The organism is Neolewinella aurantiaca (genome assembly GCF_008014675.1).
Classification (GTDB): Bacteria; Bacteroidota; Bacteroidia; order Chitinophagales; family Saprospiraceae; genus Neolewinella; species Neolewinella aurantiaca.
Genome location: NZ_VOXD01000042.1, coordinates 23,834 through 49,563 on the forward strand (window position 1 = coordinate 23,834; position 25,730 = coordinate 49,563).

Sequence of the window (25,730 nt, forward strand, 5' to 3'; positions counted from 1 at the left end):
CTCTCTCTAATCCGGATTTTGCATCCTGCGGCCGCGCCCCGATCCTGTAGCTATTGGCCTAAACAGAGAATCTCAATCGGGTCTGTTTGGATGACGTTGCTGAAATTACCCGCCCGGTCGCGAATCTGGATGGAGTAAGAAAAGGTGTCGATAGGGTAAGTTTCATCTTCGGCGCAAAGGCGGTTGTTGAAGATGCAGCATACACCCGTTTCGTTGATAAGGTTTATGAATATGTCCCCACTAATGCCATTCCCCGTTCCTTCCTCCGGGATGAGCGGGAGACTCAGCGGTGTTTGCAGGCCGATTCTGCTGTCGGTCAGGAAAATATCGATACTGTCGGTATTCGGCAGGCTGAGGTCTCCGTCTCCATCCGTGAAGGAAAAATGAATCTGGATGCTGTCCAGCGGACCATTCGTAAACTGATAGATCTGGTTCTTGTTGAGTCCCTCGAAAGTCAGTACCGGCTCGTTGGGGAATTCGGGCGGGTTCACGCAGGCAGCAAGGAACAAAACGGGCAGCAAATAGAGAAGGATACGAGGCATAGGACAGGACTTTCGGGACACAATAGCAACCACCAGAGCAGCTATTTGGTTTATTGCAGGCTGCTTGCGTTGTCGGCTTTGGCCAACAACGTAAAACAGATGCAGCAGCCAGGCAAATTACCCAAATGGAAGAACAGCAACGCGAACGATTACTGAAAGACATCCGGAACGTCACCCCCGAAAGCTTCGGAAAAGTAGCCTTGAGCGTCTTCCGGTACCAGGCTGCGCACAATGATATTTACGCTCAATTTCTTGATTTGTTGCGCGTCGACCCCTCCTCCGTCTCCTCCCCGACGGATATTCCGCATATGCCCATTGCGTTGTTCAAAAAATACCGTTTGCAGAGTGGAGACTGGGACCCCGTCCGTACGTTTACCAGCAGCGGTACAACGGGCACCGCAACCAGCCACCACCCTTTACGCAATGAGGAATGGTACCGCGAGAATGCCCGGAAAGCTTTTGAATTGCAATACGGACCGCTCAAAGACCGGCCTGTCCTCGCCCTGCTCCCCGCCTATCTGGAGCGCACCGGCTCCAGCCTCGTCTTTATGGCCGATGACTTCATTCAGCAATCCGGGCATCCCGAATCCGGATTCTTTCTGGATGACCTGCCCGAATTGAGCCGGAAGTTGTCCGCGTTGAAGAATAGCCCCGTCCCACCTCTGTTGATTGGCGTCAGTTTTGCTTTGTTAGACCTGGCCGAAGACCACGCACAGCCACTTGGTGGCACCATAGTCATGGAAACGGGCGGCATGAAAGGCCGCCGCCGGGAAATGACACGCCCCGAGTTGCACGGCGTTCTGTCCCGGGCCTTCGGGGTAGAGCACATCCATTCGGAGTACGGAATGACGGAACTGCTCAGCCAGGCTTACGCCCCCAAAGATGGCCTTTTCCTGCCTGCGCCAACCCTTCGCGCGCAGGCAAGGGATATCACCGATCCGCTGGCGCTCGTAGGCGCCGGTAAGACAGGTGCACTCAACCTCACAGACCTGGCCAACTTCGATACCATTTCGTTCATCGCAACCGATGATCTCGGACGCGTTTACCCCAACGGATCATTTGAAGTGCTCGGCCGGCTCGACGCGAGCGACGTAAGGGGGTGTAACCTTCTGGTACTTTAGGGCGCAGCCGGGGAATCACTTTACCTGAAAACGCCGGACAACAGAGGTCCCGTCGCCCAGGGCGACGCGCAGGATAAAGACACCTCCTTTCAGTGTGGTCGGTATCGCTACGTACCCACCGTTCACCGTAGATCCGGTGGCTACGTTTCGTCCGCTGAGGTCGTAGATGATGTATGTCTGTTCTTCAGCAGAAAGGCCGCTGAGGTAAAGCTCACTGCCCGGCTGAACGGGGTTAGGGGAGAGCATGATTTCCGGCCGGTCTGCAGGGTTACCCAGGCTTACGGGGAAGGAATTACTGAAACTCTGAAAGAAACGCAGGGTTCGTACGGCCGCTGGGGTAGCACAGTCGGTATGGCTGAAGGCCCCACCGTCTTCAAGCAACAGTGAATCTGCACCGTTGGTGCGGAGGGCTACCTCTGCTTCGATGGAGTTGCCGGGGGCTACGGTCATGTCAGCGTTACAGTAATAGAGCAGGGTGGGGGCGGCGGGAGCGTAGTCCAGCAGATCGTTGTCGTTATAGGCATTCATGAGGTCTGCGTCGCTGTCGAGAACATCCGTAACGAATTGTTCTGCGAAAATTTCCCCGATAACGGCGTTGTTTGCCTGCAATAGTGCGTTCACCTCGGTGCCCATAGTGTAGAGGTCGGTCTCGCGGTTGATGTACTGCAGGATCGGGGTGAGGTACGGTTCGTTGAAAAACTCCTCTGGCGTGCCGTACAGGTCGTAAACATAATTGTAGCTGATGGCGGTGTTAAGGAAGAAGGACAAGACTACGGAGTTGACATCGTTGAGGGCGAGCAGGCCGGGGGATGGCGGAGTGATGTCGTAGACACCGGAAAGGTGGGCGGCAGCGGTAAGCTCAAGTCCGTCGTCGCTCCCGTCCGCCTCGATACTGCGGGCGAGGGCCATCGATGCGTGGCCACCCTGGCTGTAACCGGTTACGAACAACTGTTCGTTCTGAGGGATATTCTGTTGCTCTAGCCAGGCTTTTACCGCGACGACCATGTCGCGACCAGCACTTGCCTCGGTATCGGCGTGGAGGTAAGGGTGTATACCGTCGTTGTCTCCAAGGCCAAGGTAGTCCGGAGCCAGGGTGATGAATCCGCTGCCGGCAAAAGCCTGCACGATGAACCGTTCCACCACACCAGGGACGCTGGGAGCGAGTTCCGCCGAAGCGATCGTACCGTGGTTGTAAACCGCCAGCGGCAAAACGAGGTCTTCCTGAAGGGGCAGCGAGAGCAGCCCCGTAGCTGTGTCAGGCTGGCCGAACGCGTCTTCGGTCGTATAAGTGATTTTGTAGTTCTGAACGTCGTACTGGACACTGATGGGAAGAGCAATGTTGAGGACGAAAGCGAGTGTAACTCCTTGGTCTTCTGCGGTAATTACTTCCTGAGCAGTTGCGTAGAAGGAAAACAGACAAAGCAGGAGGAGGGTAAATATTTTCTTCATGTCATTATAAAGCGCAAAAACGGGCACAAGGTTTCCAGTACCCCGCATTTTGCCAATGTGACGCAATACAGACCATAGGATTCCGGACGGTTCGCGTTTTCGTGACGTTCAGCTTAACACTATACCTGAGACAACTCTGACTTAGGTGCAAACACAATAAAGGCTGAAGGGCCAAACCAGGGGCCGGATAAAACAGAAGGCTCGTAAACGACGACTCATCCTCCTCGTCCGACGTTCCATGTAAGCTGACCTTGCACCTGCGACCGCGCCGGCTAATATTTGTAAAAATCCAATTATATATATGATGAACTTTACTCAACAAGATCGTGCCAACTTAATCAGCAAGATTATCCTGACGTTAATATTTCTGACCGCTTTAACGGTCAGTATTTTTGCTCAAACCAATTACGGAGAGCTCTTTGCCGATGAGCAAGAAACTTCTCCGGGCTTTCCGGGGATGCAATTGATCGCGGGAGACCTGCAGGCAGAAGCAGTAACGGACTGAAGCACGTGACGTTCCTCCTCCCTAAAAACAGTGCTTCTGAGGCACTTTTTTCACGGGAAGGCGCCCGCTACCGTAAATTTGTAATCTATGAAGTTGTTTTTCAGTAAGGCCGAACGTATTCAGTACCTCGGATTCGATGACCTGTGCGTGATGCTGGTGGGCCTGTTCCCTCTGGCCGGAGTCGGGAACATACTTTTTGGTGGCTCCACACCCGGGATAAGTGTTGAAGAGGGGGTCAATTGTTACGGAATTGCGATGGTGTTTACGATACTCTACTGGGTTACCGGCCGGCTGGTTACGATCAATATGCGCCGCAGCCTGCCCGAGCAGCACCAGACCGCCCGGCGCATTGTAAGCACGCTGGCAATTCTGGCGGTGGCCGTCCTGTTGCTTTCCGCATTGGCCGAACCGCTGGTTATGAGTGTGTTCCCCGAACCGTCTATTCCGCAGCCACCACTGAGTTACAAAATTGTAATGGCTTATACCCTGGTCGTGATGGTTCTGTCTATGTACGAAGGAGTGTACTTTTTTACGAAGTACCGGCAAAGCAGCCTGGACCAGGAGCGCCTGGCTAAAGAAAATATGCAGAGCCAACTGGCAGTACTGAAGCAGCAAATGAATCCGCATTTTCTGTTCAATAGCCTGAACACTTTGGTCAACATCATCCCGGAAGACAGCCGCAAAGCCACTTTGTTTACCCAGCGCCTGTCCGCGGTTTACCGCCGCATACTCGAATGGCGCCACAAAGAACTGATTACCCTGGAAGACGAGGTGAAGGCGTTACAGGATTATGTGTTTCTGATGCAGACCCGTTTCGAGGATAAGCTTCTGGTGTGCTGGCACTGGGAGGCGGGAGCGCAGGTGCAATGGGAAGGTAGCGGACAAGGAACCGTCGTGCCGGTTGCGTACCGGGGCTATCGTGTCGTTCCGCTTTCGGTCCAGTTGCTTGTGGAGAATGCCATTAAGCACAACATCGTTAGTCAGGATGCTCCCTTACGGATCGATATCACATTTTCCAATAATCGGATTACCGTCAGGAACCCGCTCAACTTACGCTCGGGGCGTAAGCTCGACTCTACGGGTTGGGGGCACCAGAACCTTAAAGCCCGCTACGAAATGGTCACCGAAGACGAGGTTTACATCCGGCAAACGGCAGAAACTTACGAAGTCAGCATTCCTGTCTTTCCGGTTAAGTACATGGCAAGAGTCGCAACGGCTTAGCTTCACTTTCTTCCCGTCAATTTCCGATAAAACCGGGTTTTCAGACCCACTGATTTAGCCTATGACCGCCTGGATAATAGAAGACGAACCCCCCGCGCTACGACGCCTGACAAAGCTATTGGCGGAAGCTCGCCCCGAGCTGAGCGTCACTTTTTCAACTGATTCCATTGCATCCTGCGTCCGCGCCCTTAAAAGCATGCCGCACCCCGATGTGATCTTCAGCGATATTCACCTTGCCGACGGGTTGGCCTTCAGTATTTGGGAATACGAAACCTGCAACTGCCCCATCATCTTCACCACCGCTTACGACCAGTACGGTATCCGCGCCTTCCGCGTCAACAGTATTGACTACCTGCTAAAGCCTATCGAAGCTCCTGACCTGGAGCGCGCACTGGTGAAGCTGGAAGGACGTACCCCGGCCCCAATGGCTCAGGACTGGAGTAAGATTGCCGCTCTGATTCAGCAAGGGCAGCCGACTTACCGAGAACGCTTTCTCGCTCAGAAAGGGCAGGAGTGGCTACCCGTCCGCGTAGATGACCTGCGTCAGATTTACTCTTCCGACGGTCTGACCTTTGCTCTCTCCAGCAGTGGCCAACGCCTGCTCCTCGATGATATTCTGGACAGGATCGAAGAAGAGCTGGACCCCAAAAACTGGTTCCGCATCAACCGCGCCCAAATCATCCACATCGACGCGGTGCAGAAGATTCAGCCCTACTTCAACCACCGAATCGTCCTGGAGCTCTCACCGAAGGGAGAGCTGGAAAACATAGTTAGCCGACAGCGGGTGAAGGACTGCAAGACGTGGTTGGGGAGGTAGATTAACCTGTAATAATCTTTCGAAGCAGGAAATTAGCGCTGAATAATTATTTGAGTGCTAATCCTGTTTTTTCCAGAAAATAAGGTTAGCACATAAGTTCCATCAGGAAAATGATCTGGTACATCTCCCTGGCCATTGACTAATTTTCCGTGATTAACGAGTTTGCCTGCCGTGTCCGTTAGCTGGTATTTCGCATTCCTTAGCGAGGTTTCTTCCGTGCGTAACATAAATGTTTCGCTGACTGGATTTGGAAACAAGCTGATAGAATTTGTCTGGCTAACGTTAGCTTCAAGGGCTGTCGTATTGCCAGCGGTAGAGATGTTGCCGCCTTGTAGTTCAGGATCAACCCGGTAGGCATCATGATGGGCGAAAAAGGTACTGAACTCAGGATTGAAAATGATGTCCGCATCTCCTGTGAATTTATCGGTTAACCTGAAATGCATAGTCAATAATAAGGAGTCTGGTGCAAAAGGATCCGTTTCTCCCGCCTGACTACTTACAGCAACGGCGCGCATTTCTTGTTCTGATAGAACACTGTACATCGTTGTCGCACCATCTAAATTTGTGAGGTGCGGAGCAAATATCAAGGTATCTAATACCAGTTGTTCTGAATCCCACAGGACAGAGAGTTGAACGCTGCTCAAAGAATCAGTCACGGTTATATAGATTGGAACTTCAACCGTAGTGTTTTCGGCGTGAGTTTCAATATTGGGAATCCACAGTCGTTGCGCTTTGAGAAAACTGACAGATGTAACTACGATCAATATGAGTGAGAGACTCAGTATCTTTTTAAAGGTAGGCATAATGGTCATTGTTTGTTCTATGGTTTGCGCCTCGGTAATCCTGAAGCATATGGGGGTTGGCTTCGAACTTCGAAATAATATACCTGAACCACTTTGGTTCAGGTATAGAGCCCGTTATGGCGTTGGTGGAATCTGTATGGGTCGTATTACCTTGTTGATTGATAAGTTTGGATATTACTTTGAGCGACATCATATCAGAAGATACATTGTCTGGTAAACTCACTGATCCGGTGATGAAGTTTTGGGCTACTACTTGATTTATTAGCAAGTAGCAAGGCTTTCATTTATTCATTTTCTATGGAAAGTTAGGGGCAAAAAGATTGAAATAAAAATTGCAATCACATCTAAAGATAAGTGTGAATATTCATCTTTGCAATTAATTCCTTTGTTTCCAATGGCCCAATACAACCTCTACGAAGATAAACTCCGTAAAAACCTCGAACTTGTCGCCGATGTGGCGTCTGCTTCAGACGTAACGATCATCCTGGCCCTCAAGGCTTTTGCGTACTATCCTGCCTTTCCCATCATTGCGGAATACCTGAAGGGCGCCACGGCCAGCAGCCTGAACGAAGCCTTGCTGATCAAGAACCACTTCGGGAAACCACCCCACGTTTATGCTCCGGTTTATCGTCCGCATGAATTTGAGGAAGTGGCGGACATTGCTGGTCATCTGACCTTTAATTCCTTAACCGAACTGGAACGCTACCGCTCGGTGTGGGAGGCCAAAGGCAAAAGCGTCGGCCTGCGCGTAAACCCGGAATACAGCCCGGTAGAAACCGACCTTTACAACCCCGCCGCCAAAGACGGCAGGCTGGGGGAGACCTTGCCCAACCTACCGTCTACACCGCCGAAGGGATTGAAAGGTCTACACGTCCACACGCTCTGCGAATCAACGGCGGCAAACACAGCTACGCTCATAGAACGGGTAAAAGCCCAGTTTGGCCACTACCTGGAACAGATGGAATGGCTCAACCTCGGCGGCGGCCACCTGATGACCAAGGCGGGCTACGATACCGACTTACTGATCAAAACACTGCGCGCACTGCGCGCGCGCTACCCCCACCTCGAAGTAATCCTGGAGCCCGGCAGCGCCCACCTGTGGCAAACCGGAGACCTCCGCTGTACTGTCCTCGACGTCATCGAAAATTACGGACAGCGTACCCTGATGCTCGACGTTTCGTTCACTTGCCACATGCCCGATACTCTGGAGATGCCCTACCGGCCCCAGATTACCGGTGCCAGCACCGAAGCAAAAGACGAGTTTCCCTATGCTTACCGCCTCGGTGGAATGAGTTGTCTGGCCGGAGACTACCTCGATAACTACTATTTTGCCCAGCCCGTTCGGGTTGGCGATGAACTGGTCTTCGAGGATATGGCGCACTACACCACCGTAAAAACAACGATGTTCAACGGTGTTCCGCATCCGGATATCTGCCTGGTGGATGCCCACGGAGAAGTTACACTGCGGCGGTCGTTTGGGTATGCGGATTATGAATCGAGAATGGGTTGAGCGCCTCTGGCGCGAACTAGTGGACTAGCCAGTAAATATCGTGCCATGTAGGGCAGGTATTTTGTGTGCTGGCTAGGCGACAAAACACTTGCATAGCCGTCGCTACGGAAGTGTTTTGGTAACGACGCCAGCGCGCAAAAGACAAAGCTAGAAGGTAACGATATTTGCTGGCTGGTCCACTAGTGTGCCAAATACATCAGTTTAAGGTCATAACCCTATGCATTAACTTTATGGGGCCTATTCAAATCGCGCCAGAGGCGCTCAACCCAGAACCATGCCCGCGAAAATTCCCCATGACCCCATAAGGCAGGATCCAATCCATATTACTTATCGACTCCTCGGCAGTATACCCAAGTCAGTAAAAGCGCAACTCAAATTGAGAAGAGATAAAGCGTTATCGGAAATGGAAGCAGAAATCATGGGATTACCGGAAGAACATCGCATTCAGGAGAGACACAAACAAAAGTTTCTCATCGAGGGCAAGTACGAACTTGAACTGGAAGAAGCAATCCACCAAGCGGCCATAACTAATCCAATGTTTTTGGCGGATAAAGGCATTGCTGAAATAATTATTGACTCCTGGCTTTTCTTTCGGAAGTCAGGCCTGTATATCTATGCTATCTGCGTAATGAGCAATCACGTACATTTAATTGTAAGAGCTACGGAGGGAGTGGAGGAAATTCCAATCGGACCAATCATCGGCCGACACAAGAGCTTTACCGCGCATAAAGTCAATGAACAGCTTAAGCGCGGAGAACAGGGTGTGTGGAATCGAACATATTTTGATCGCCGTATCCGAACGGGGAAGTTCACTACTGTTATGTGGTACGTCCTGAACAATCCGGTCAAAGCTGGTTTGGTAAGTCATTGGCGGGACTGGCCGGGCACTTATTTGAATCCTGATTTTGAAGAATTATTTCGAGCGTAGCGCTTATTCCGAATTTTTGCGCCTGACGGCGTGACGGATCGCGCCAACGGCGCTCATCCCAATAGTGCCTTAGCTTCCTTCAGGGCCGCCTCAATCCCACCGGGGTCCTTACCTCCTGCGGTAGCAAAAAACGGCTGTCCGCCGCCGCCGCCTTTGATGTTCTTTGCCAGTCCACGAATCATTACACCTGCGTTCAGCGCCCCTTTGTCGGCCAGATCTTTTGAGAGGGCCAGGGTCAGTAGTGCTTTGCCGTCGTTTTCTGAGCCGAGTAGTACAAAGCTGTTCTCGTTCTCGCCCGTAAGCTGAAAGGCGAGGGACTTGATCGCAGCGGCGTCACTCAGTGGAACTTTTGCGGCCAGGAAGTTGACTCCGTTGACCATTTCGAAGGCCTTTACCAGGTCTTCTTTTACGTTGCCCGCGGCCGCGGCTTGCATCTTTTCGAGCTCTTTCTTCAGGGCGCGGTTTTCGTCTTGTAGCGTCGCAACGGCCTTGGCGGGGTTGCTGGAGCCTTTCACCAGTCCGCGGATTTCTGCGAGCGTCGCCAGACGCTCATCGACGTAAGCGATGGCCCCGGCTCCGGTAACGGCCTCGATTCGGCGAACGCCGGCGGCAACGCCGGTCTCCGCTACAATTTTGCACAGGCCGAGCTCGCCGGTGTACTTCACGTGAGTACCGCCGCAAAGCTCGGAGCTGAAGCCGGGCTCGAAGGTGATGATCCTAACTGCATCGCCGTATTTTTCGCCAAAGAGCATCATCGCGCCCGAGTTGCGGGCTTCGGCAATCGGTACGTCTCGCTGCTCCAGCAGCGGAATGTTCTGGCGGATTTTTTCGTTTACGAGGGTTTCAACCTGCTGTACCTGCTCGTCCGTCATCGCTTCGTAGTGGCTGAAGTCGAAACGCATCCGCTTAGCGCGTACGTCTTGTCCCTTCTGGACGGCGTGGTCGCCAAGCACTTGGTGCAGGGCAGCGTGGATGAGGTGAGCAGCGGTGTGGTTCTGGCTGGTGGCCTGGCGGTCGTCTTCACGCACCTGGGCGATCACGTCGGCATCCGGATTGTCGGGTAGCTGCTTGACGATGTGTACCGTCAGGTCGTTTTCCTTGATGGTGTCGAGGACGGAGATCTTCTGCCCGCCGACCGTCAGCAATCCGGTATCTCCGGCCTGCCCGCCGCTTTCGCCGTAGAAGGGCGTGCGGTCGAGTACAATGTGGTACTGCGGCTTATCTTTCACCTTTACGGTGCGGTACTTCGTGATTTTCGCGCCAGCATCGGAGAGGTAATCGTAACCGATGAAGACGCTGTCTTCGTCGGAGAGGACCGTCCAATCGCCAACCTCTTTGGCGGCGTCTTTGCGGCTACGGGCCTTCTGCTCGGCCAGGGCGGCATTGAAGCCTTCTTCGTCAATTGTCAAGCCTTGTTCTTCGGCAAGGAGGCGGGTAAGGTCGATCGGGAAACCGAAGGTGTCGTAGAGTTCGAATACGTCCTGACCGCCAATTACGCCATCTTTAGAGTCGAGGTTAGCAAAGCGGGTGAGTCCGTTTTCCAGCGTCTGCAAAAACGATTTCTCCTCGCTCTCGATGATGCGGGTGATCTGTCCTTCCTGTTGTTTCAGTTCGGGGAAAGCATCGCCCATTTCCTGGACGAGCACTTTCATCAGTTTATTGATGAAGGGGGTTTTCTGATCGAGGAAAGAGTAGGCGTAGCGAACGGCGCGGCGGAGGATGCGGCGCACTACGTAGCCGGCTCCTCCGGAGCCCGGCAGTTGCCCGTCGGCGATGGTGAAGGCCACGGCGCGGAGGTGATCGGCGATCACGCGCATGGCCATGTCTGCTTTCGCGTCGGTGGCGTAAGAGCCGCCGTAGGTCTTACCGGTAAGGCGCTCGATTTCGGCGAGGATTGGGGTGAAAACGTCCGTGTCGTAGGTTGCATCCTTATTTTGCATCACCATGCAGAGACGCTCGAAGCCCATGCCGGTATCGACGTGCTTTTCGGGCAGGTTTTCAAGGCTACCGTCGGCCTTGCGGTTGAACTGGATAAATACGTTGTTCCAGATTTCGACGACGCCGGAATCGTCGACGTTGACCAAATCGCGGCCGTTCACTTTGGCGCGCTCTTCGTCGGAGCGCATATCGAAGTGAATTTCGGTACACGGCCCGCAGGGGCCGGTTTCACCCATTTCCCAGAAGTTATCTTTTTTGTTTCCGTTCAGGATGCGCTCTTTCGGCAGCACCTTTTGCCAGAAGCCGTCGGCCTCGTCGTCGCGTGGAATGCCATCGGCCTCATCGCCTTCAAAAACAGTGGCGTAAATGCGCTCGGGGTCAACGCCCATTGTTTCAGTCAGGAATTCGTAGCTCCACGCGATGGCTTCCTCCTTGAAGTAATCACCTATCGACCAGTTGCCGAGCATCTCGAACATGGTGTGGTGGGTGCCATCGCGGCCCACGTCTTCCAGGTCGTTGTGCTTCCCGGAAACGCGCATACACTTTTGGGTGTCGGCGATGCGGCGGCGGTCGGGCGTTTTATCGCCCAGGAAGAAATCTTTGAACTGGTTCATGCCTGCATTGGTAAACATCAGGCTGGGGTCGTCCTTATTCACAATCGGTGCGGAGGGCACGATCTTGTGGTCTTTAGAACGGAAGAAATCAAGGTAGGCCTGGCGGATCTGAGCAGAAGTCATGGAGTAATCGTTAGTTCGTTGGTCTTGTCGTGCGTTGGTGGCGGGTGCCAAAAGACCAACGAACGAAGAGACTGTTTTTCGGGTCGGCAAAGATACTATTTTGGCGCGGACGCAGGATGCAAGGCGCGGTATAAAAGCAAAGTACCCCCAACAATGTTATTCCATTATTTACTGCTGCAGCTTTGTTTGCGGCCGCCGGCCAGGATTACCGGTACTCCGGATTGCCAAAGCCCCACCGGCTGCCTTTGTCCCAGTCTTCTTTCGAGTTGCCGTAGGCAGGGTAGCCGCCCTGTTGCTTCAGCGTGTTGGCCAGGTGCAGCAGGTTGTAGGTCATGAAGGTCGTATTCCTGTTCGTGAAGTCGTTGTTCTTTGCGTCTGACTCATCGTCGAGGTAGCTGGGGCCGGGGCCTACCTCACCGATCCAGCCACAATCTGCCTGGGGCGGAATGCTGTAACCCACGTGCTGCAGCGAGTAGAGCAGGCCCATGGCACAGTGCTTTACGCCGTCTTCGTTGCCGGTGATGATGCAGCCACCAACTTTGCCGTAGAAGAGATACTGCCCTTTATCGTTGCGCTGGCCCGATTGTGCGTAGATGCGCTCCACCAAACGGGTGGCGACCGAAGAGCGCTCCCCCAGCCAGATCGGCGTGCCGATCACGAGGATGTCGGCGGCGAAGATCCGTTCGAAGAGGGCTGGCCACTCGTCTTTGTCGGCTCCGTGCTCGGTCATGTCGGGCTGTACGCCGGGCGCGACGTCGTGGTCTACCAACCGGATGAATTCTACGTCTGCTCCTTCGGCTTCCATGATCGCGCTCGAGACGCGCATCAGTCCTTCGGTATTACTCACGGTAGGGGAAGGCTTAAGGGTACAGTTGACGTAAACAGCTTTGAGGTCGGAGAAATCGGGCTTGCTCATGGGGATGGTTGTTTGGTTGTTTGCCTGTATTACCCTGATTTGGATGCAGTTGTGCGGTTTATCCGTTCCAAATGTCGCGTAAGGTCACCAGCCTGTGAATTCGAATTAGCGGGGTCAGGTGGCGATTCCTGACGGGATACCGTGCCCTTAGTCTTCCCTCTGCACCCGCGCCCGCGCCCAAAACATTCGTCGTCTCCCGCCTTGGATAAATCGAAGAAGTTTCTTCCGGAACGCCTGACCCCGCATATTGGATACAAATTATTCAACCATGCACAACTACGAGTACAAATCCCTTTACGTCCCCGGAAAGTTTAAGGGCCGAGAAGACATCAATCTGTTTGATAAAACGATTAACGATTCGGCGGCAAAGGGGTGGGAGCTGAGCGCTACCACACCTCTGGCTAACAGTATCTGGGATCACGGTAAAACCTCAGGTGTCATCCTGACTTTCCGGAGAGAGAAAAAAGCCGGTTAGCGCTGAGAAAAAACGTAGTCAGATTTGTGGCTCACTCTCAAATCACCTATCTCCCGACTCCCGACTCCCGACTCCCGACTCCCGACTCCCGACTCTACTCCCGCCAAAGCCAATCCTCCCGCGCTTTTTTAGCCTTACGGTTGCCTTCTTCGAAACGGATTTTCAATTCCGGGCTGACCGCAGCGGTAAACCGTCCGGTTTTCTGCTGGCCTAACTGCTCGAAACTGATCTCGTAGGTTTTACCGATCTCCAGGCTGCTCACGATTGCGTCCCAGGAATCCTGAGAGTTGACGGGCTGACCGTTCAGGCTAAGGATTTTGCTGCCCTCATCCAGACCGGCTTCGTAAAGCGGAGAATTCTCCGCAACAGGTCCGCGTACCGTAACCACATCGCCGCCGTCGCGCAGGCGAAGGCCCATGAAGCCGGCTGTGTCGGGGTGGGCGGGCTCGACCACAAATCCGTAGTTGTCCAGCAACGCGCCGATGTTGGGCAGTTCACTTTGGTAGACGTAATCTGCGAACCAGTCTTTGGCCCAGGCCTGATCACCGACCACTTCGCCGAGCGCAAGCTGCAGGTCGCGGATGTGGTACGGAATCTCCGTTTTGCCGTAGCGCTGCCAGATCAGTTTCATCACCTCGTCGAGGGTGTGGCCGCGCTCCCGCAGAGTGAGGTCGAGCGCCAGGCCGATGGTGGCACCGTAGGGGTAGTAGCTCACGAAGGTGTTGCCGAAGTTGTCCGGATCGTTGGCCGTTGCTGCGTCGACGAAGGGCGCTTGCTGGCTCATTTCAATAGCGTTGCGGTGGTCGCGGCCGGGGCGCAGGAGAACGTAATTTAGCTGTCCGGTCAGTCCTTTAGCGTAGTCTTCCGGGCTGAGGATCCCGGCGCGTACCAGGCTCAGGTCGTCGTAGTAGCTCGTGAAACCTTCGGCGAACCACAGTTCTCCGCTCATATTGGCGTGATCGAACGAGAAAGGCTCGAGGCTGGCGGGGCGGATGCGCTCTACGTTCCAGCAATGGAAAAATTCGTGGCTTACGGTACCGATCAGCCGGTCGGCGTGCTGGCCGAGGTTGCCGGTCGAAGAGCAAATGGTGGAGTTGCGGTGCTCCATACCGTCTCCGCCGATCCAGGGGTTGTAGGAGCAAAGGAAGGTGTATTTTCCGTAGTCGAAGGTGGGAATTTCACCGTAAACTTTTTGTTGGGCCAATACTACCTTTTTGGTCCACTCAACGTAATCATCGAACTCCTCCCGGGTACCTTCGTGCATCATCGCTACTTCGATTGTTTGGGTGTTGCCGTCGGGGTTAGTGACCTCGAACTGGTCACGCATGATTGTTCCAACGATCGTCGGTGAATCGAAGAAGTAGTAATAATTCGGCGCGGCGTAGGCGCGGTTGCCGACCTCTACCAATTGGGTGGCTACCGTCCAGTCGGTGCGTTGTCCGTCTTTGATCTTCAGCATCACCGGGCGGTCGTTGAGTACATCGCCGTAGAGGAAGCTGGCGGGCATATTGAGGTGGAGCTTGCGATCGTCGATTCCGGAGTAGGTTCCGTCACCGCCGTTGGCGAAGAGGGTGTACTCGAGCGTCACGGCTCCGCCGTGGCCCGCAACGGCCCATGCTGCAATACCTTCCTGGTAAACATCCACTGCTGCTCCGTCCGCGCCGAATGCCTTCAAATCATAAACGTTCTTAGCGAAGTTGTGCTGTGCGTAGCGGCCGGGACTGCTCTGCGGCATTTTCACCCGGAAGATACCCGGGCCTACGGCCGGGAAATCGACCGTAATCCGTAACTCGTGCTGCTGCACGTTTTCGAGGTCGAGGGTGTAGGTGATCGTGCCCGGGTGCTGAGGTACCCACTCCAACTGGGCGAAGGCGGTAAGGGAGGAAAGGATTAGGGTAAGTGAAAGGAAAAATTGACGCATAAAATAGGTTGAGCGCCTCCGGCGCGATTATGTTGGTTGGGTTAAGTGCCTCCGGTGCGACTATGACATCGCGCCAGAGGCGCTCAAACCACTGTTCAGATCATTACTTTCTTGCCGGTTTCTGCACTTTCGATGATGGCGCGAATCACCCGGATATCGGCCATGCCCATCTCGCCGGGGGCGAGCACCGGTGTGCCGTTCATGATGGCAAGGGCGTCATCGTCCATCTGCAGGGTTTGTTGTTTCCCGTCGATGGGCGGCCCGAGCACGGTTCCGTCGCTGGTCATGCCTTTCACGCCGCCGTAGGGCTGCATGGGTTCCATCTGGTGCCAGCCGTTTTGGCCTTCGATCCTGAGGAGGTTGTATTCGGTTACCACACTGGTTTTGCCGGTGGCGGTCATGCCGTTGGCGTATTCTAGGGTGTATTCAGTCGTGACGTCAACTTCCGTAGGGCGGTCCTGCATGGCTTTTACCACGGCTACCGGAGCCATTTGGGTGCCGTAGCGAAGACCGTTCACGGTGTAAACACCCATATCGTAGAGGGCTCCGCCGCCCATTTTGCGCTGACCGCGCCAGTAATCGGTGGCAGGGTCCTGGCCGGCGTAACCGGCGTAGGAGGTGGCACTGGTGAAGTCTCCGAAGGCTTTTTCCTTGCTCAGCGCGATGAATTTTTGGGTGTTCGGCTCGTGCAGCATCCGGTAGCCTATGCTCAGGCGAACGTTGTTTTTGGTACAGGCATCGATGATGGACTGGCAATCTTCGGGCGTCATGGCCATCGGCTTTTCGCACCAGACGTGCTTGCCGGCGTTGGCTGCCCGGACGGCAAAATCTTTGTGGGTCGCCGTAGGCGTAATCACGTAAACAACGTCGATGTCAGGGTTGTCGGCGATGGTTTCAAGAGTGTCGTAGGTATAAACGTTTTCGTCTTTGATCCCGTATTCTTCCTGCCAGGCTGGTATTTTTTCGGGGCTGCCCGTGATGATGCCACGCAACTCGCAGTGTTTGGTAAACTGTAGCGAAGGCGCAATCTGACCTTTCGCGTACCCTCCCAGACCGAGGATCGCAATCCCCAGTTTACCTGTTTTTTTCGCGGGCGGGGCCGCAGGTGCAGTGGCTGTTGAAGAAGCGCCGCTCTTGTTGCCACAACCAATAATGGTTGGCGCAAGGATCAGCCCCGTCGCCGCAACTGCGGACTGACGGAGGAACTTTCGGCGGGAATTTTTGAGGTCTTGCATAGGTTTTGGTTTTAAAAGGGGGGGATAGCTTATTGCGAATATTACTCCGACTTGCGCATTTCCAGAACACGTTTGGTGCCGACGCCCAGAAGCATGGCAACCAAAATCAGTAAGCCGTTGGTAAGGGGTTTCATCTCTCCTCCCATCACACCGTACTTGATGCCGAAGTAGGATCCCAGAGAAACAAGGGTCATTATGGCAAATACAGCGGGGGTAGGGCGGTCTTTTCTAATCGGTTCCATGGTTGTCGGTTTGTTTTGGGCGGAAGGATTTACGGTACTGCCATAACGCCACCTCTGCCAGGATAACAAAGCCAATCAGCAGGTAGGTTTGGTTTCTGGTAACATTTTCGGAGCCAATGATCAGGTACTTCACCGCGAAGTAAACAAGAACCGGGATCCAACTGGCAAAGCCGAGCCAGGCGGGTGGGGTAGGATGGTCAGACATAGGGGGCAAGTTAATTCTTATTCCCCGAACCCGGATGGCGGGGCTTCCGTTGCGAGCAATATGAAGAATATTATCTACCTCCTACTCCTGAGCCTTTCGTTTGCCTGCGCCGAAAAGGTGTCTTCTGAACGAAAAGAACAACTCGCCAGCCGATCTTCCGATATCGTGCAAACGGCTATCGGCCCTCTGGAACTGCCCAGCCCTTACTCTACTGAGTCTGCGGTGAAAAGAAGCGAAATCGTCGACTGGCCAGCAGGCCAAACTCCGGTTGCGCCGGCAGGCTTCCGGGTTGAACGCTGGGCTGATAAATTGCAGCATCCCCGGAGCACTTACGTCGGCGAAAACGGCGACGTATTTGTAGTGGAAAGCAATACCCGTAATTCCGCAAACCGGATCATTCTGCTGAAAACCGATAACGGGCGCGTTCTCAGCCGCCATATTTTCGCCGAAGCCCTTAACCAACCTTTCGGAATGTTGATCCTTGATGGCTACTTCTACGTCGCCAATACCGATGCTACGTGGCGTTACCCTTATAAGGCGGGGCAAATGAAACTGGACACCTCGGCAGGAGAGAAAATTCTGGCCACTCCGCCCCGGGGCTACAATAACCACTGGACCCGAAATCTACTGGCAAGCAAAAACGGTGACAAAATCTACGTTTCCGTCGGGTCGGGCAGTAATGTCGGTGAAAACGGACTGGAAGCCGAGAAGAACCGCGCGGCTATTCTTGAAATCAACCCCGACGGATCGGCGATGCGCCAGTTTGCTACGGGCATTCGTAATCCGGTAGGGATGGACTGGAACCCCGTTACCGGAGAACTCTGGGCCGCTGTAAACGAACGAGATAAGCTGGGTGATAACCTTGTACCTGATTATATGACAAGCGTAAAGGAAGGAGGCTTCTACGGCTGGCCCTTCAGTTATTACGGTCAATTGCAAGATCCGCGCTGGGCAGAGGACCCGCACTCCGACCTGGTCGCCAAAGCTATTATGCCCGATGTACCACTCGGGCCTCATACCGCGTCTTTAGGGCTGGCATTCTACACTGCGGATGAGTTTCCTGCAAAGTATCAGAACGGCGCTTTTATCGGACAGCACGGCTCGTGGAACAGGGCGAAATTCAGTGGCTACAAGGTTGTTTTTGTACCGTTCGATGAGCAAGGCAAGCCGCAGCCTCCGCAAGATTTTCTTACCGGATTCATCGCCGATGCTGAAGCCGGTGAGGTTTGGGGACGGCCCGTTGGGGTTACCGTTGGCCCTGCCGGAGGTTTATTGGTCTGTGATGACGACGCCGGAATAGTTTGGCGTGTTTCGGCCGAATAGTCTCCGGTTGCTATACCTTGCTTCACGTTTGCTGCCTTTTCACCGTATCAGGAGTGTCTTCCTTAATCGTAAAGGTTCAACTCGGTTTTTGGGTAGCCTTTCCGGGCAGCTGGCTCTTGTTTTTTGGATTGAAGACAGGTACGACCTTGGCATCATTTTTCGGCGCAAACGCAGGTGCAGTGCGATAATTAGAGGGCTTTTCTGATTTTTATTGAAAAAAATAATTATTTTTTTCGTGCAAGAAAATTTCCCCCGGAGGGGATGTTCCGGATGCTTATTCTGATCCGGTACATCTTCTGTGCATGATAATTAAGTCAAAGGGGCCAGGGCCAGATTCTTAGCTAAAATGCCTTAACATACCTTAAGGGCTCTTAACTGTTCCCTTGAGCAACATTCGCCGTCAGAAGCGTTATACAGCCCAAATTAAAGATTCTAATTTCTAAATCGCTTCATCATGCGTACTCTTCTGACCACCCTGGTTTTTGCCCTTCTCGGGACGTTCGTTTATGCTCAGACCGAAACAACCCCGGCTGGGGTTTCTTTCGGCCTCCGTGCAGGATACGGCAGCTCAAACATTCGTACCGATAGTGAATTCGATGCCGTTAGCGACCAGTTCGACAACACCTCGGCGCTTTCCTTCGGAGCTTTTGCTGACATCCCCTTCGGCAACGTTGTGAGCTTCCGTCCGGGAATCGAAATCAACCGTCGGGGGACGGTCCTTAATATTGCTGCCGATCAGGAAGTATTCGGAATCAACGTTCCGCTTGGTGCTCAGGCGAAGACACGGTTCACCTACGTTGATGTTCCCCTGCTGGTGCAGGCGAAACTGCCGACCACCGGTGCCGTTCAGCCCTACGCTTTTGCCGGAGCAAGCCTCGGTTACGCAACGGGCGGTAACCTGCGGACTACGGCAACGGCCATCATCGAGTTCAACCTGATGTCTTCTGATATTGATCTGGACGCCATCAATTACGAGCGTTTCCACGTTGCTGCCGTTGGAGGTGCCGGAGCAAAATTCTCCCTCGCTCCCGGCTTCGGAGCCTTTGTGGAAGGTCGCTTCGAGCAGAGCCTGACGGAACCCTACGATGTACCCCTGGCTACCGCCAAGACGGGGTTCAAAGGTCTCAACTTCGGTGCAGGAGTGACCTTCTCGCTGTAAAAGCGAAGGCGAACCGCGCCAGATCAACTAAAATTTTCAGAAAGCCCGAAACCTTTGGTTTCGGGCTTTTTCTGTATCGGTAATCTGGAGGTGCAGCGGTACGTAGCTCCCTGACGAAACGGGTGGTTTTAACTGGCTTTCAACCGTGCTCTGCATCCTGCGGCCGCGCAAAAAGAGACGTTTTTACGCACGAGCATCACCGGAACATTTTCGGCGAATGTGGAAAACTATTTGTTGGAAAAGAACGTCTGCTTTGTACCTTGTGCAAACGGTCGGGAAGCTACTGTAATGCCTCCAAAACGCAACAGTATTACCGCTGCCAACTACGTACTACCAATTAACAAAGCATGCCAGAATTTTGTCATTTACACTGCCACACCCAGTACTCTCTTCTTGACGGAGCCTCCGAAATAGGACAGATGATGGACAAGGCGGTGGAAGACGGTATGAAGGGCGTGGCCCTGACCGACCACGGCAATATGTTCGGGGCCTTCAAGTTCGTCAACGAGGCGCGTAAACGGAACATCAAACCGATGATTGGTTGCGAGTTCTACCTGGTGAAGGACCGCCACAAGAAGGCGTTCAGCCGCGCGGCGGGAGAAAAGGATAAGCGTTACCACCAGTTGATGCTGGCGAAGAACAAAAAGGGCTACCAGAACCTGTGTAAACTGTGCTCCATCGGTTACATCGAAGGGCTGTACGGAAAGTACCCGCGCATCGATAAAGAGCTGATCGAGAAGTACCACGAAGGGCTGATCGTGACGAGCTGCTGCATCGGTGCCGAAATCCCACAGCTGCTGATCGCAGGCAAAGACGAAGAAGCGGAGGAAGCCCTCAAGTGGTGGCTCAACATCTTCGAAGATGATTACTACATCGAGATTCAGCGCCACCGGGGTATCGACGATATCGACCTTGGTAAGGACCGTGAAGGCCGGACTATTTACTCCGGCAAAAGCCAGGAAGACATCAACGTGAAACTCATGGCCCTGGCTATGAAGCACAACGTGAAGGTGATCTGTACCAACGATAGCCACTACGTGGAGGAAGAAGATTACCTGCCCCACGATCTGCTGCTGTGCGTCAACACGGGTTCTCTGAAGGAAGACCCTACGCGCTTCTCCTTCCCCAGTTCTGACTTCTACTTCAAGAAGCAGGTCGAGATGGCTAACCTCTTCCATGACCACCCTGAATCGGTGGCCAATACGATGGAAGTTTACGATAAAATCGAGGTCCTTACCCTGGCGCAGGATGTACTGCTGCCTAACTTCCCCATGCCGCCCGAGTTCGAGACCCAGGATGATTACCTGCGTCACCTCACCTACGAAGGCGCGATGAAGCGCTACGGAGAGATCAACGAAGTGACCCGCGAACGACTGGACTTCGAACTCGACGTAATCAAAGCCTCCGGGTACCCGGGCTACTTCCTGATTGTACAAGACTTTACGACCGCCGCCCGGGAAATGGGTGTGAGCGTTGGCCCCGGCCGTGGTTCTGCAGCGGGTTCTGCCGTTGCCTATTGCGTCGGGATTACCAACGTGGACCCAATCAAATACGATCTCCTGTTCGAGAGATTCCTCAACCCCGAGCGGGTATCGATGCCCGATATCGATATTGACTTCGATGACGTCGGTCGCCAGAAGGTAATCGATTACGTGATCGATAAGTATGGCCAGGAGCAGGTTGCCCAGATCATCACTTACGGTACGATGGCAGCTAAGTCGAGCCTGCGCGACGTCGGCCGGGTAATGGATGTACCGCTGAGCGAAGTTGACCGGGTCGCAAAGTCCTTCCCGCAACAACTGGGTGCTTCGCTGCGTGATGTACTTGCCGACGGGGACATCAACCCCAAGCTGAAGGGCAAAATGAACGGCGAAGACGTAGACAAGGCTTATGCCTTCCGTGACCTTGCCGAACAAAACGACCAGATCGGAGAAATGATCCGGATGGCGAAAAAGCTCGAAGGTTCCATTCGGAACACCGGCATCCACGCCTGTGGCGTGGTGATTACCCCGGACGACGTGACGGATTACGTTCCCGTTACAGCCGATAAGGACACCGGGATGTACGTCTCTCAGTTCGATAACTCAGTAGCCGAAGACGCCGGACTTTTGAAGATGGACTTCCTTGGCCTGAAAACACTGACCATCATCAAGGATGCGCTCCGGATGATCAAGGAAAACCACGACGTCGATATCGATGTGGATGAACTCCCACTCGATGATCCGAAGACTTACGAACTCTTCCAGCGCGGAGAGACCAATGGTATCTTCCAGTACGAATCTGGCGGGATGCAGAAGCACATGAAGAACCTCAAGCCGACGACATTCGACGACTTGATTGCGATGAACGCGCTTTACCGCCCCGGTCCGCTGGAATATATCCCCGAGTTTATTGAGCGTAAGCACGGTCGGAGCCCGATTGTGTACACCCTCGATGCCGAGGAGCAGTACCTGAAGGAAACCTTTGGTATCTACGTCTATCAGGAGCAGATTATGCTCCTCTCGCAGTCGATCGCCAACTTCACGAAAGGTGAGGCCGACGTACTGCGTAAGGCGATGGGTAAGAAGAAGAAGGACGTACTGGATAAGATGTACCCCAAGTTCGTCGAAGGAGGAACGGCCAACGGCCACCCTGAGGAGAAGCTGGCCAAAATCTGGAAAGACTGGGAGGCCTTCGCTTCTTACGCCTTCAACAAGTCTCACTCTACCTGTTACGCATTGGTGGCCTACCACACGGCCTACCTGAAAGCGCATTATCCGGCGGAGTACATGGCTTCGGTTCTGACCCACAATAAGTCGGACCAGACCAAGATGAGTTTCTTCCTGCGCGAGTGTAGAAGCCTCGGCGTGCCTGTGCTGGGGCCCAGCGTGAACGAGAGTAAAGGAGAGTTTTCGGTCAATAAAGATGGTGCCATCCGTATTGGTATGACGGCACTGAAAGGTGTTGGCGAAGGTCCGGTAGAAGCTATTCTGGAGGCCAGAAAGGAAGGCGAATTCGAAAGTATGTTCGATATGCTCCTGCGCATCGAGCCGGGAACGGTGAACAAGCGCGTTTTGGAAGCCCTAGTCGACGCCGGAGGCTTCGACTGCTTCGAAGATATGCACCGGGCTCAGTATTACGCGCCGACGCCAAAGTTCGACTCTTACCTCGAGGATGCCGTAAAGACGGCCAACGGAACCATCGCCCGGCAGGCCGAAGCTGCGAGTTCACTCTTTGCTGCAGTACAGGACGAGATTCGCGTAGACCCACCAGCCCCTCCGGAAGCGAAACCCTTCCTGTTGCCCGAAAAACTCAATCGCGAGAAGCTCGTAACCGGTATCTACGTTTCCGGCCACCCACTGGATGGCTACAAGATGGAGATCGACAATTACGTCACCTGCTCTCTGGCCGAACTGAACCCACAGAAATACGGCCGTAGTACGGTGAAACTGGCCGGTATGATAGTTGGTGCCCGCCACCTCGTGAGCAAAAACGGAAACGGCTGGGGCATCTTTGAACTGGGTGATTACGACGAAACGATTGAGTTCAAACTCTTCGGCGAAGACTACCTCAAGTTCAAGCACGTCCTCAACCACGGAACGGCACTGTTCCTTACCGCCACCTTCCAGAAAAAATGGCAAAGTGAAGAGTTGGAACTGAAAATTTCTGAGATCAAATTGCTCGAAGGGGTAGGGGAGGAACTTACTTCCGCTATCGTCCTTAAAATGCCGCTCGAAGACCTGACGGAGGCAAAGGTTGTTGAACTCGACGATCTCTGCCAGCGGTACCAGGGCGACGCCAAACTCCGGATGGTCTTTTACGACCGTGAGGGCGACACTAAACTAAAAATGTTCTCCCTCAAACGGACCGTTCAGCCGGATACTGACTTCGTGAAGGAAATCGAACGAATGGGAATCAAGTACCGGTTGGAGGGAGCATAACCCGGTCAATACTCATTCGGTGAGAGTGGCCGCAGCGCTCTCCGGGCGCAAGAGCACATCGTGTTTTGGAACGGAGCGTGGTTTTGGCATGTAATCAGGGCGGGGCCGCAGGTGCAAGGTAAAGGTTAAAAGGCTCTGCTTTAAACCGTTCCCGGCACCTGCGTTTGCGCCGGCAAATTTCCGCTACTTGCAAAACTGCCGCAGCGGCCTTATTTTGGTAAGTGATATGAAATATCTACTCAGTTCTCTTTTCCTGACGCTACTGTTGCCTTTGCACCTCGGGGCCCAGCAACTAGCCCTGGGGCCTGAGGTGAAGTTACTGGTGGGGGGAGCCCTGGAGCTCGGTGGCGATCGCGTTGGCTGGGTAAATGCCGAAGATGGCGGAACGCAGGTCATCAGAGGTGCTCAGGGTGTTTCGCTCATGGCCGGGGCACAATTACGGATTCCTTCTTTCGAGCGGTTCATGTTACACGCCACTGTCGGCTACAAATACTGGCGGACCATTACCGACGGAGCGCACGTACGCCTGACGCGCATTCCGGTTCATTTGACGGCCCACTACTGGCTTAACGACGATTTTCGTGTGGGATTGGGTGCGCTTACTGATCGCAACATCCACTTCAAGGCCGATGGGCTGGGAGAAGACTTCAGTTATGATCCGTCTTTTGGGGTCAAAATCGAGTTTGGCTGGCGTAATATTGCCCTCGGATATACCCGGATGCGCTATTACGGGGCAACGGATCGTGATCGCTGTGCGGGCGGTTTGGGGCTTACTTACTTGGTGGCGCTTTGAGGCGTTAGCATCTGAAGCCATTCGGTTTCGTTCGGGGTGGTAAACTGCTTGGGGCCAGACGTCGTAGCCCGGAAGGATGATAGGAATGTTTTGGGAGAAAAAAGCGCTCACCGCTCAGCAGGAGGCAGGTTCTCCGCTTCCGAATTCGGTGTCCGGTCAAACTCAACCCGGATCGGGATGTCACGCTCTCCGCCGTAGAGTTTCACCTCCGTGATGTCGGCCGGCATATTGTAACCGTATTTATCGATGGCGTTTTTGACGTCGCGGATCACGATTCCGCGGGACTTTGTGGCGTTGGCCCTGAAGTCTTTGGTGTGAAGCCAGAACAGTACTTTCAGGTTTACGGTGGAAGCAGCCAGTTCGTCGGCGACAACGAAGTTTTCGTGCTCGTCGTCGTGGACAATATTGGGGTGCTCGTCGAGCACCTTTTGAATGATTGTTTTTGCCCCTTCAATGTCATCTTCGTAGGCGACCCCTACCATGAAGTCTGACCGGATGTACCCGTCTGCCGTATAATTTTGCAGCGGTTTTTTGAGCACGTCGGCGTTGGGGACGTAAATGTCTTTGCCATCGAAGGTTTTCAGGTGAGTGTAGCGGAGGCTAAGACCTCTGACTTTCCCGAAATGATCGTCGATCAGGATGGTGTCCTGAATGTCGAAGGGCCGGTTAAATGCCAGAACGATACCGGCGATGAAGTTCTCCCCGATGTCCTGAAACGCAAAACCAAGAACCACCGCACCGATGCCGGCGGCGCCAAAGATGCCGGCTGCGATGCCGCCGAGCCCCATTGCCTTCAGTGCGAGCAAAAGGACGCCAAGAACGAGCAATACCCTTAGCGTTGTGGTCAGGAAGCGCCCCATTAACGGGTCTTCCATCCGGGAGAGGATCTTTTTACCGGCAATATTGGCGATCCAGCGGGCAATGAAGAGGCCGACGATGAAAATAATCAGTGCGGTAATCAGGCCGGGGATGGCGTTGATTACCTCGTTCCAGAATTCAGTAAATACGGTTTGAATGTCTTGTACCTGAGTCTCCATACCTGTTTAAACCTCATTCTGTAGGGCTGGGTTCTTTTTCTGATTTGGGGTTGATGAACCACCAGAACCAGGTGCCTCCGACTGCATAAGCCAGGTAGTCCCACCAATCCCGCACAAAGGCGGGTTGCCAACGCGGGAATCCTTCCTCAAATAAGATGGCCAACGCAAGGCCGGCCACAACTACTTCTAGGTTGCCAAGCCGTTCTGTACTAAATAGCCATTGCCGTTCTGTAAGCCAGAGACCTAGTAAGACGGGCAAACACAACAGCGGATCGAGGTAAGCATCGAGCACCGGAATTTGCCAGTCCAGACCGTATTGCACCACCTGGTGGGCTACTACGATCATCGCTGCACTCCACCACGCTGGTTTACGGAGAATTTTCATCAGGCTACAGCGATAAACGCCAGCATTACACCCAGTAGAATCAGGGGAGAAAGTGCCAGCAGAATCAGAACGCCCAACACCCGGACGCCGATCTTTAGAGCTCCCATCCACAGCGGATCATCGGCATTGAGGGTCGCGAGGTTGTCCCACCACTGGTAAGCTGATTTGGCTTTTTCGGCGAGTGCGTCGCCTGGCTTTTCTGGTTCGTTTTTAGGAGGGGTTGAGTCAGACATAAAAATGGGAATTAGAAAGGGTGCAGATGGCGTAGCGTCGGAGGGTGGTCTGAATTTAAAACGTGGCAGCGGATAGTTCGTTCGAATGACGGTCTTCAGTTGGCGTCTGCTACTTTCATATAAGGTGAATTACGTATTCTCTGGTTTGGTGTGTATCACGAGATGCACGGAATCCCCCTCTCCCCCGGCCCCCAGGGCTAACGCATACTATCTAGAAAAACTTTATCACGGGCCTTATCGGACCACATCGCTCGCATTCGTTTATGCTTAACACCAGCTTTACTGGGTCCATCAGCGTGTAAATTGATACTCATT

At 53.7% G+C, this 25,730-nt stretch carries 23 protein-coding genes; 11 read left to right on the forward strand and 12 right to left on the reverse strand.

Annotation, left to right across the window (positions count from 1 at the left end):
• Positions 1 to 50: 50 nt before the first annotated feature.
• Positions 51 to 542, reverse strand: coding sequence for a hypothetical protein (locus FUA23_RS19915; protein WP_147932534.1), 492 nt, complete (start codon positions 540 to 542; stop codon positions 51 to 53).
• 125 nt (positions 543 to 667) lie between these two features.
• Here FUA23_RS19915 and FUA23_RS19920 point away from each other — a divergent pair, with 125 nt between their 5' ends.
• Complete coding sequence (locus tag FUA23_RS19920) at positions 668 to 1,663, forward strand: long-chain-fatty-acid--protein ligase (protein ID WP_147932535.1); 996 nt, start codon at positions 668 to 670, stop codon at positions 1,661 to 1,663.
• A 15-nt stretch (positions 1,664 to 1,678) separates the two neighbouring features.
• On the opposite strand, the gene FUA23_RS19925 is transcribed toward FUA23_RS19920, so the two are convergent.
• Positions 1,679 to 3,112, reverse strand: coding sequence for a T9SS type A sorting domain-containing protein (locus tag FUA23_RS19925; RefSeq protein WP_147932536.1), 1,434 nt, complete (start codon positions 3,110 to 3,112; stop codon positions 1,679 to 1,681).
• Positions 3,113 to 3,413: 301 nt separating this feature from the next.
• Between FUA23_RS19925 and FUA23_RS19930 the strand changes: the two genes are divergently transcribed.
• From FUA23_RS19930 to FUA23_RS19940, 3 genes are all read left to right on the forward strand, one after another.
• Entirely contained in the window at positions 3,414 to 3,617 is a 204-nt protein-coding gene (locus FUA23_RS19930; protein WP_147932537.1) for a hypothetical protein, read from the forward strand.
• Positions 3,618 to 3,704: 87 nt separating this feature from the next.
• Positions 3,705 to 4,838 (forward strand): sensor histidine kinase, encoded by a 1,134-nt coding sequence (locus FUA23_RS19935; protein ID WP_147932538.1) that lies wholly within the window; start codon positions 3,705 to 3,707, stop codon positions 4,836 to 4,838.
• A 61-nt stretch (positions 4,839 to 4,899) separates the two neighbouring features.
• Positions 4,900 to 5,655, forward strand: coding sequence for a LytR/AlgR family response regulator transcription factor (locus FUA23_RS19940; protein WP_147932539.1), 756 nt, complete (start codon positions 4,900 to 4,902; stop codon positions 5,653 to 5,655).
• Positions 5,656 to 5,687: 32 nt separating this feature from the next.
• Here the strand turns inward: FUA23_RS19940 and FUA23_RS19945 are convergent, their stop codons facing one another.
• The gene (locus FUA23_RS19945) at positions 5,688 to 6,458 is read right to left on the reverse strand and encodes a T9SS type A sorting domain-containing protein (RefSeq protein WP_187271145.1); all 771 of its coding nucleotides are present in this window, start codon (positions 6,456 to 6,458) and stop codon (positions 5,688 to 5,690) included.
• A 394-nt stretch (positions 6,459 to 6,852) separates the two neighbouring features.
• Between FUA23_RS19945 and nspC the strand changes: the two genes are divergently transcribed.
• Together nspC and FUA23_RS19955 are read left to right on the forward strand one after the other, a co-directional pair.
• On the forward strand, positions 6,853 to 7,968 hold the full coding sequence (gene nspC / locus FUA23_RS19950; RefSeq protein ID WP_147932541.1) for a carboxynorspermidine decarboxylase: 1,116 nt from the start codon (positions 6,853 to 6,855) through the stop codon (positions 7,966 to 7,968).
• Between the two features lie 274 nt (positions 7,969 to 8,242).
• The gene (locus tag FUA23_RS19955; RefSeq protein ID WP_147932542.1) at positions 8,243 to 8,896 is read left to right on the forward strand and encodes a transposase; all 654 of its coding nucleotides are present in this window, start codon (positions 8,243 to 8,245) and stop codon (positions 8,894 to 8,896) included.
• Positions 8,897 to 8,949: 53 nt separating this feature from the next.
• On the opposite strand, the gene alaS is transcribed toward FUA23_RS19955, so the two are convergent.
• Complete coding sequence (gene alaS / locus FUA23_RS19960; RefSeq protein ID WP_147932557.1) at positions 8,950 to 11,571, reverse strand: alanine--tRNA ligase; 2,622 nt, start codon at positions 11,569 to 11,571, stop codon at positions 8,950 to 8,952.
• 205 nt (positions 11,572 to 11,776) lie between these two features.
• Positions 11,777 to 12,487 (reverse strand): flavodoxin family protein, encoded by a 711-nt coding sequence (locus tag FUA23_RS19965; protein WP_147932543.1) that lies wholly within the window; start codon positions 12,485 to 12,487, stop codon positions 11,777 to 11,779.
• Between the two features lie 268 nt (positions 12,488 to 12,755).
• Between FUA23_RS19965 and FUA23_RS19970 the strand changes: the two genes are divergently transcribed.
• Complete coding sequence (locus tag FUA23_RS19970) at positions 12,756 to 12,962, forward strand: DUF4177 domain-containing protein (RefSeq protein ID WP_147932544.1); 207 nt, start codon at positions 12,756 to 12,758, stop codon at positions 12,960 to 12,962.
• 94 nt (positions 12,963 to 13,056) lie between these two features.
• Here the strand turns inward: FUA23_RS19970 and FUA23_RS19975 are convergent, their stop codons facing one another.
• From FUA23_RS19975 to FUA23_RS19990, 4 genes are all read right to left on the reverse strand, one after another.
• Entirely contained in the window at positions 13,057 to 14,883 is a 1,827-nt protein-coding gene (locus tag FUA23_RS19975) for a M61 family metallopeptidase (RefSeq protein ID WP_147932545.1), read from the reverse strand.
• Positions 14,884 to 14,978: 95 nt separating this feature from the next.
• Positions 14,979 to 16,118: a Gfo/Idh/MocA family protein gene (locus FUA23_RS19980; RefSeq protein ID WP_147932546.1), complete on the reverse strand. Its 1,140-nt coding sequence runs from the start codon at positions 16,116 to 16,118 to the stop codon at positions 14,979 to 14,981.
• A 41-nt stretch (positions 16,119 to 16,159) separates the two neighbouring features.
• Positions 16,160 to 16,360, reverse strand: a complete 201-nt coding sequence (locus FUA23_RS19985) for a hypothetical protein (RefSeq protein ID WP_147932547.1) — start codon at positions 16,358 to 16,360, stop codon at positions 16,160 to 16,162.
• Positions 16,347 to 16,565 (reverse strand): hypothetical protein, encoded by a 219-nt coding sequence (locus FUA23_RS19990; RefSeq protein WP_147932548.1) that lies wholly within the window; start codon positions 16,563 to 16,565, stop codon positions 16,347 to 16,349. The genes FUA23_RS19985 and FUA23_RS19990 overlap by 14 nt, the downstream gene beginning before the upstream one ends.
• A 60-nt stretch (positions 16,566 to 16,625) precedes the next feature.
• On the opposite strand from FUA23_RS19990, the gene FUA23_RS19995 reads away from it, so the two are divergent.
• The 4 genes from FUA23_RS19995 (at position 16,626) to FUA23_RS20010 (ending at position 23,760) form a co-directional block, all read left to right on the forward strand.
• Positions 16,626 to 17,888 carry a PQQ-dependent sugar dehydrogenase gene (locus tag FUA23_RS19995; RefSeq protein ID WP_147932549.1) on the forward strand — a complete coding sequence of 421 codons (1,263 nt, stop codon included), beginning with the start codon at positions 16,626 to 16,628 and terminating at the stop codon, positions 17,886 to 17,888.
• Between the two features lie 454 nt (positions 17,889 to 18,342).
• Positions 18,343 to 19,047 (forward strand): porin family protein, encoded by a 705-nt coding sequence (locus FUA23_RS20000; RefSeq protein WP_147932550.1) that lies wholly within the window; start codon positions 18,343 to 18,345, stop codon positions 19,045 to 19,047.
• Between the two features lie 347 nt (positions 19,048 to 19,394).
• Complete coding sequence (gene dnaE, locus FUA23_RS20005) at positions 19,395 to 22,967, forward strand: DNA polymerase III subunit alpha (RefSeq protein ID WP_147932551.1); 3,573 nt, start codon at positions 19,395 to 19,397, stop codon at positions 22,965 to 22,967.
• A 226-nt stretch (positions 22,968 to 23,193) separates the two neighbouring features.
• The gene (locus FUA23_RS20010; RefSeq protein WP_147932552.1) at positions 23,194 to 23,760 is read left to right on the forward strand and encodes a hypothetical protein; all 567 of its coding nucleotides are present in this window, start codon (positions 23,194 to 23,196) and stop codon (positions 23,758 to 23,760) included.
• A 107-nt stretch (positions 23,761 to 23,867) separates the two neighbouring features.
• Here FUA23_RS20010 and FUA23_RS20015 read toward each other — a convergent pair whose 3' ends face one another.
• From FUA23_RS20015 to FUA23_RS20025, 3 genes are read right to left on the reverse strand one after another with little or no spacing between them, the layout of a single operon-like run.
• Positions 23,868 to 24,797, reverse strand: coding sequence for a mechanosensitive ion channel family protein (locus FUA23_RS20015; RefSeq protein WP_147932553.1), 930 nt, complete (start codon positions 24,795 to 24,797; stop codon positions 23,868 to 23,870).
• A 13-nt stretch (positions 24,798 to 24,810) separates the two neighbouring features.
• On the reverse strand, positions 24,811 to 25,182 hold the full coding sequence (locus tag FUA23_RS20020) for a hypothetical protein (RefSeq protein WP_147932554.1): 372 nt from the start codon (positions 25,180 to 25,182) through the stop codon (positions 24,811 to 24,813).
• Positions 25,182 to 25,415, reverse strand: a complete 234-nt coding sequence (locus tag FUA23_RS20025) for a hypothetical protein (RefSeq protein ID WP_147932555.1) — start codon at positions 25,413 to 25,415, stop codon at positions 25,182 to 25,184. Before FUA23_RS20025 ends, FUA23_RS20020 begins: the two co-directional genes overlap by 1 nt.
• Between the last annotated feature and the right edge of the window lie 315 nt (positions 25,416 to 25,730).

Bases quoted from the DNA above. Each gene is read 5' to 3' on its own strand.
- FUA23_RS19930 (WP_147932537.1), top strand. From the start codon at position 3,414: ATGATGAACTTTACTCAACAAGATCGTGCCAACTTAATCAGCAAGATT.
- FUA23_RS20000 (WP_147932550.1), top strand. From the start codon at position 18,343: ATGCGTACTCTTCTGACCACCCTGGTTTTTGCCCTTCTCGGGACGTTC.
- FUA23_RS19990 (WP_147932548.1), bottom strand. From the start codon at position 16,565: ATGTCTGACCATCCTACCCCACCCGCCTGGCTCGGCTTTGCCAGTTGG.
- FUA23_RS19970 (WP_147932544.1), top strand. From the start codon at position 12,756: ATGCACAACTACGAGTACAAATCCCTTTACGTCCCCGGAAAGTTTAAG.
- FUA23_RS19925 (WP_147932536.1), bottom strand. From the start codon at position 3,112: ATGAAGAAAATATTTACCCTCCTCCTGCTTTGTCTGTTTTCCTTCTAC.
- FUA23_RS20010 (WP_147932552.1), top strand. From the start codon at position 23,194: ATGAAATATCTACTCAGTTCTCTTTTCCTGACGCTACTGTTGCCTTTG.
- alaS (WP_147932557.1), bottom strand. From the start codon at position 11,571: ATGACTTCTGCTCAGATCCGCCAGGCCTACCTTGATTTCTTCCGTTCT.
- FUA23_RS19915 (WP_147932534.1), bottom strand. From the start codon at position 542: ATGCCTCGTATCCTTCTCTATTTGCTGCCCGTTTTGTTCCTTGCTGCC.
- FUA23_RS19995 (WP_147932549.1), top strand. From the start codon at position 16,626: ATGAAGAATATTATCTACCTCCTACTCCTGAGCCTTTCGTTTGCCTGC.
- FUA23_RS19965 (WP_147932543.1), bottom strand. From the start codon at position 12,487: ATGAGCAAGCCCGATTTCTCCGACCTCAAAGCTGTTTACGTCAACTGT.
- dnaE (WP_147932551.1), top strand. From the start codon at position 19,395: ATGCCAGAATTTTGTCATTTACACTGCCACACCCAGTACTCTCTTCTT.
- FUA23_RS19980 (WP_147932546.1), bottom strand. From the start codon at position 16,118: ATGCAAGACCTCAAAAATTCCCGCCGAAAGTTCCTCCGTCAGTCCGCA.
- FUA23_RS20015 (WP_147932553.1), bottom strand. From the start codon at position 24,797: ATGGAGACTCAGGTACAAGACATTCAAACCGTATTTACTGAATTCTGG.
- FUA23_RS19955 (WP_147932542.1), top strand. From the start codon at position 8,243: ATGCCCGCGAAAATTCCCCATGACCCCATAAGGCAGGATCCAATCCAT.
- FUA23_RS19920 (WP_147932535.1), top strand. From the start codon at position 668: ATGGAAGAACAGCAACGCGAACGATTACTGAAAGACATCCGGAACGTC.
- FUA23_RS19985 (WP_147932547.1), bottom strand. From the start codon at position 16,360: ATGGAACCGATTAGAAAAGACCGCCCTACCCCCGCTGTATTTGCCATA.
- nspC (WP_147932541.1), top strand. From the start codon at position 6,853: ATGGCCCAATACAACCTCTACGAAGATAAACTCCGTAAAAACCTCGAA.
- FUA23_RS20020 (WP_147932554.1), bottom strand. From the start codon at position 25,182: ATGAAAATTCTCCGTAAACCAGCGTGGTGGAGTGCAGCGATGATCGTA.
- FUA23_RS19975 (WP_147932545.1), bottom strand. From the start codon at position 14,883: ATGCGTCAATTTTTCCTTTCACTTACCCTAATCCTTTCCTCCCTTACC.
- FUA23_RS19935 (WP_147932538.1), top strand. From the start codon at position 3,705: ATGAAGTTGTTTTTCAGTAAGGCCGAACGTATTCAGTACCTCGGATTC.
- FUA23_RS19940 (WP_147932539.1), top strand. From the start codon at position 4,900: ATGACCGCCTGGATAATAGAAGACGAACCCCCCGCGCTACGACGCCTG.
- FUA23_RS20025 (WP_147932555.1), bottom strand. From the start codon at position 25,415: ATGTCTGACTCAACCCCTCCTAAAAACGAACCAGAAAAGCCAGGCGAC.
- FUA23_RS19945 (WP_187271145.1), bottom strand. From the start codon at position 6,458: ATGCCTACCTTTAAAAAGATACTGAGTCTCTCACTCATATTGATCGTA.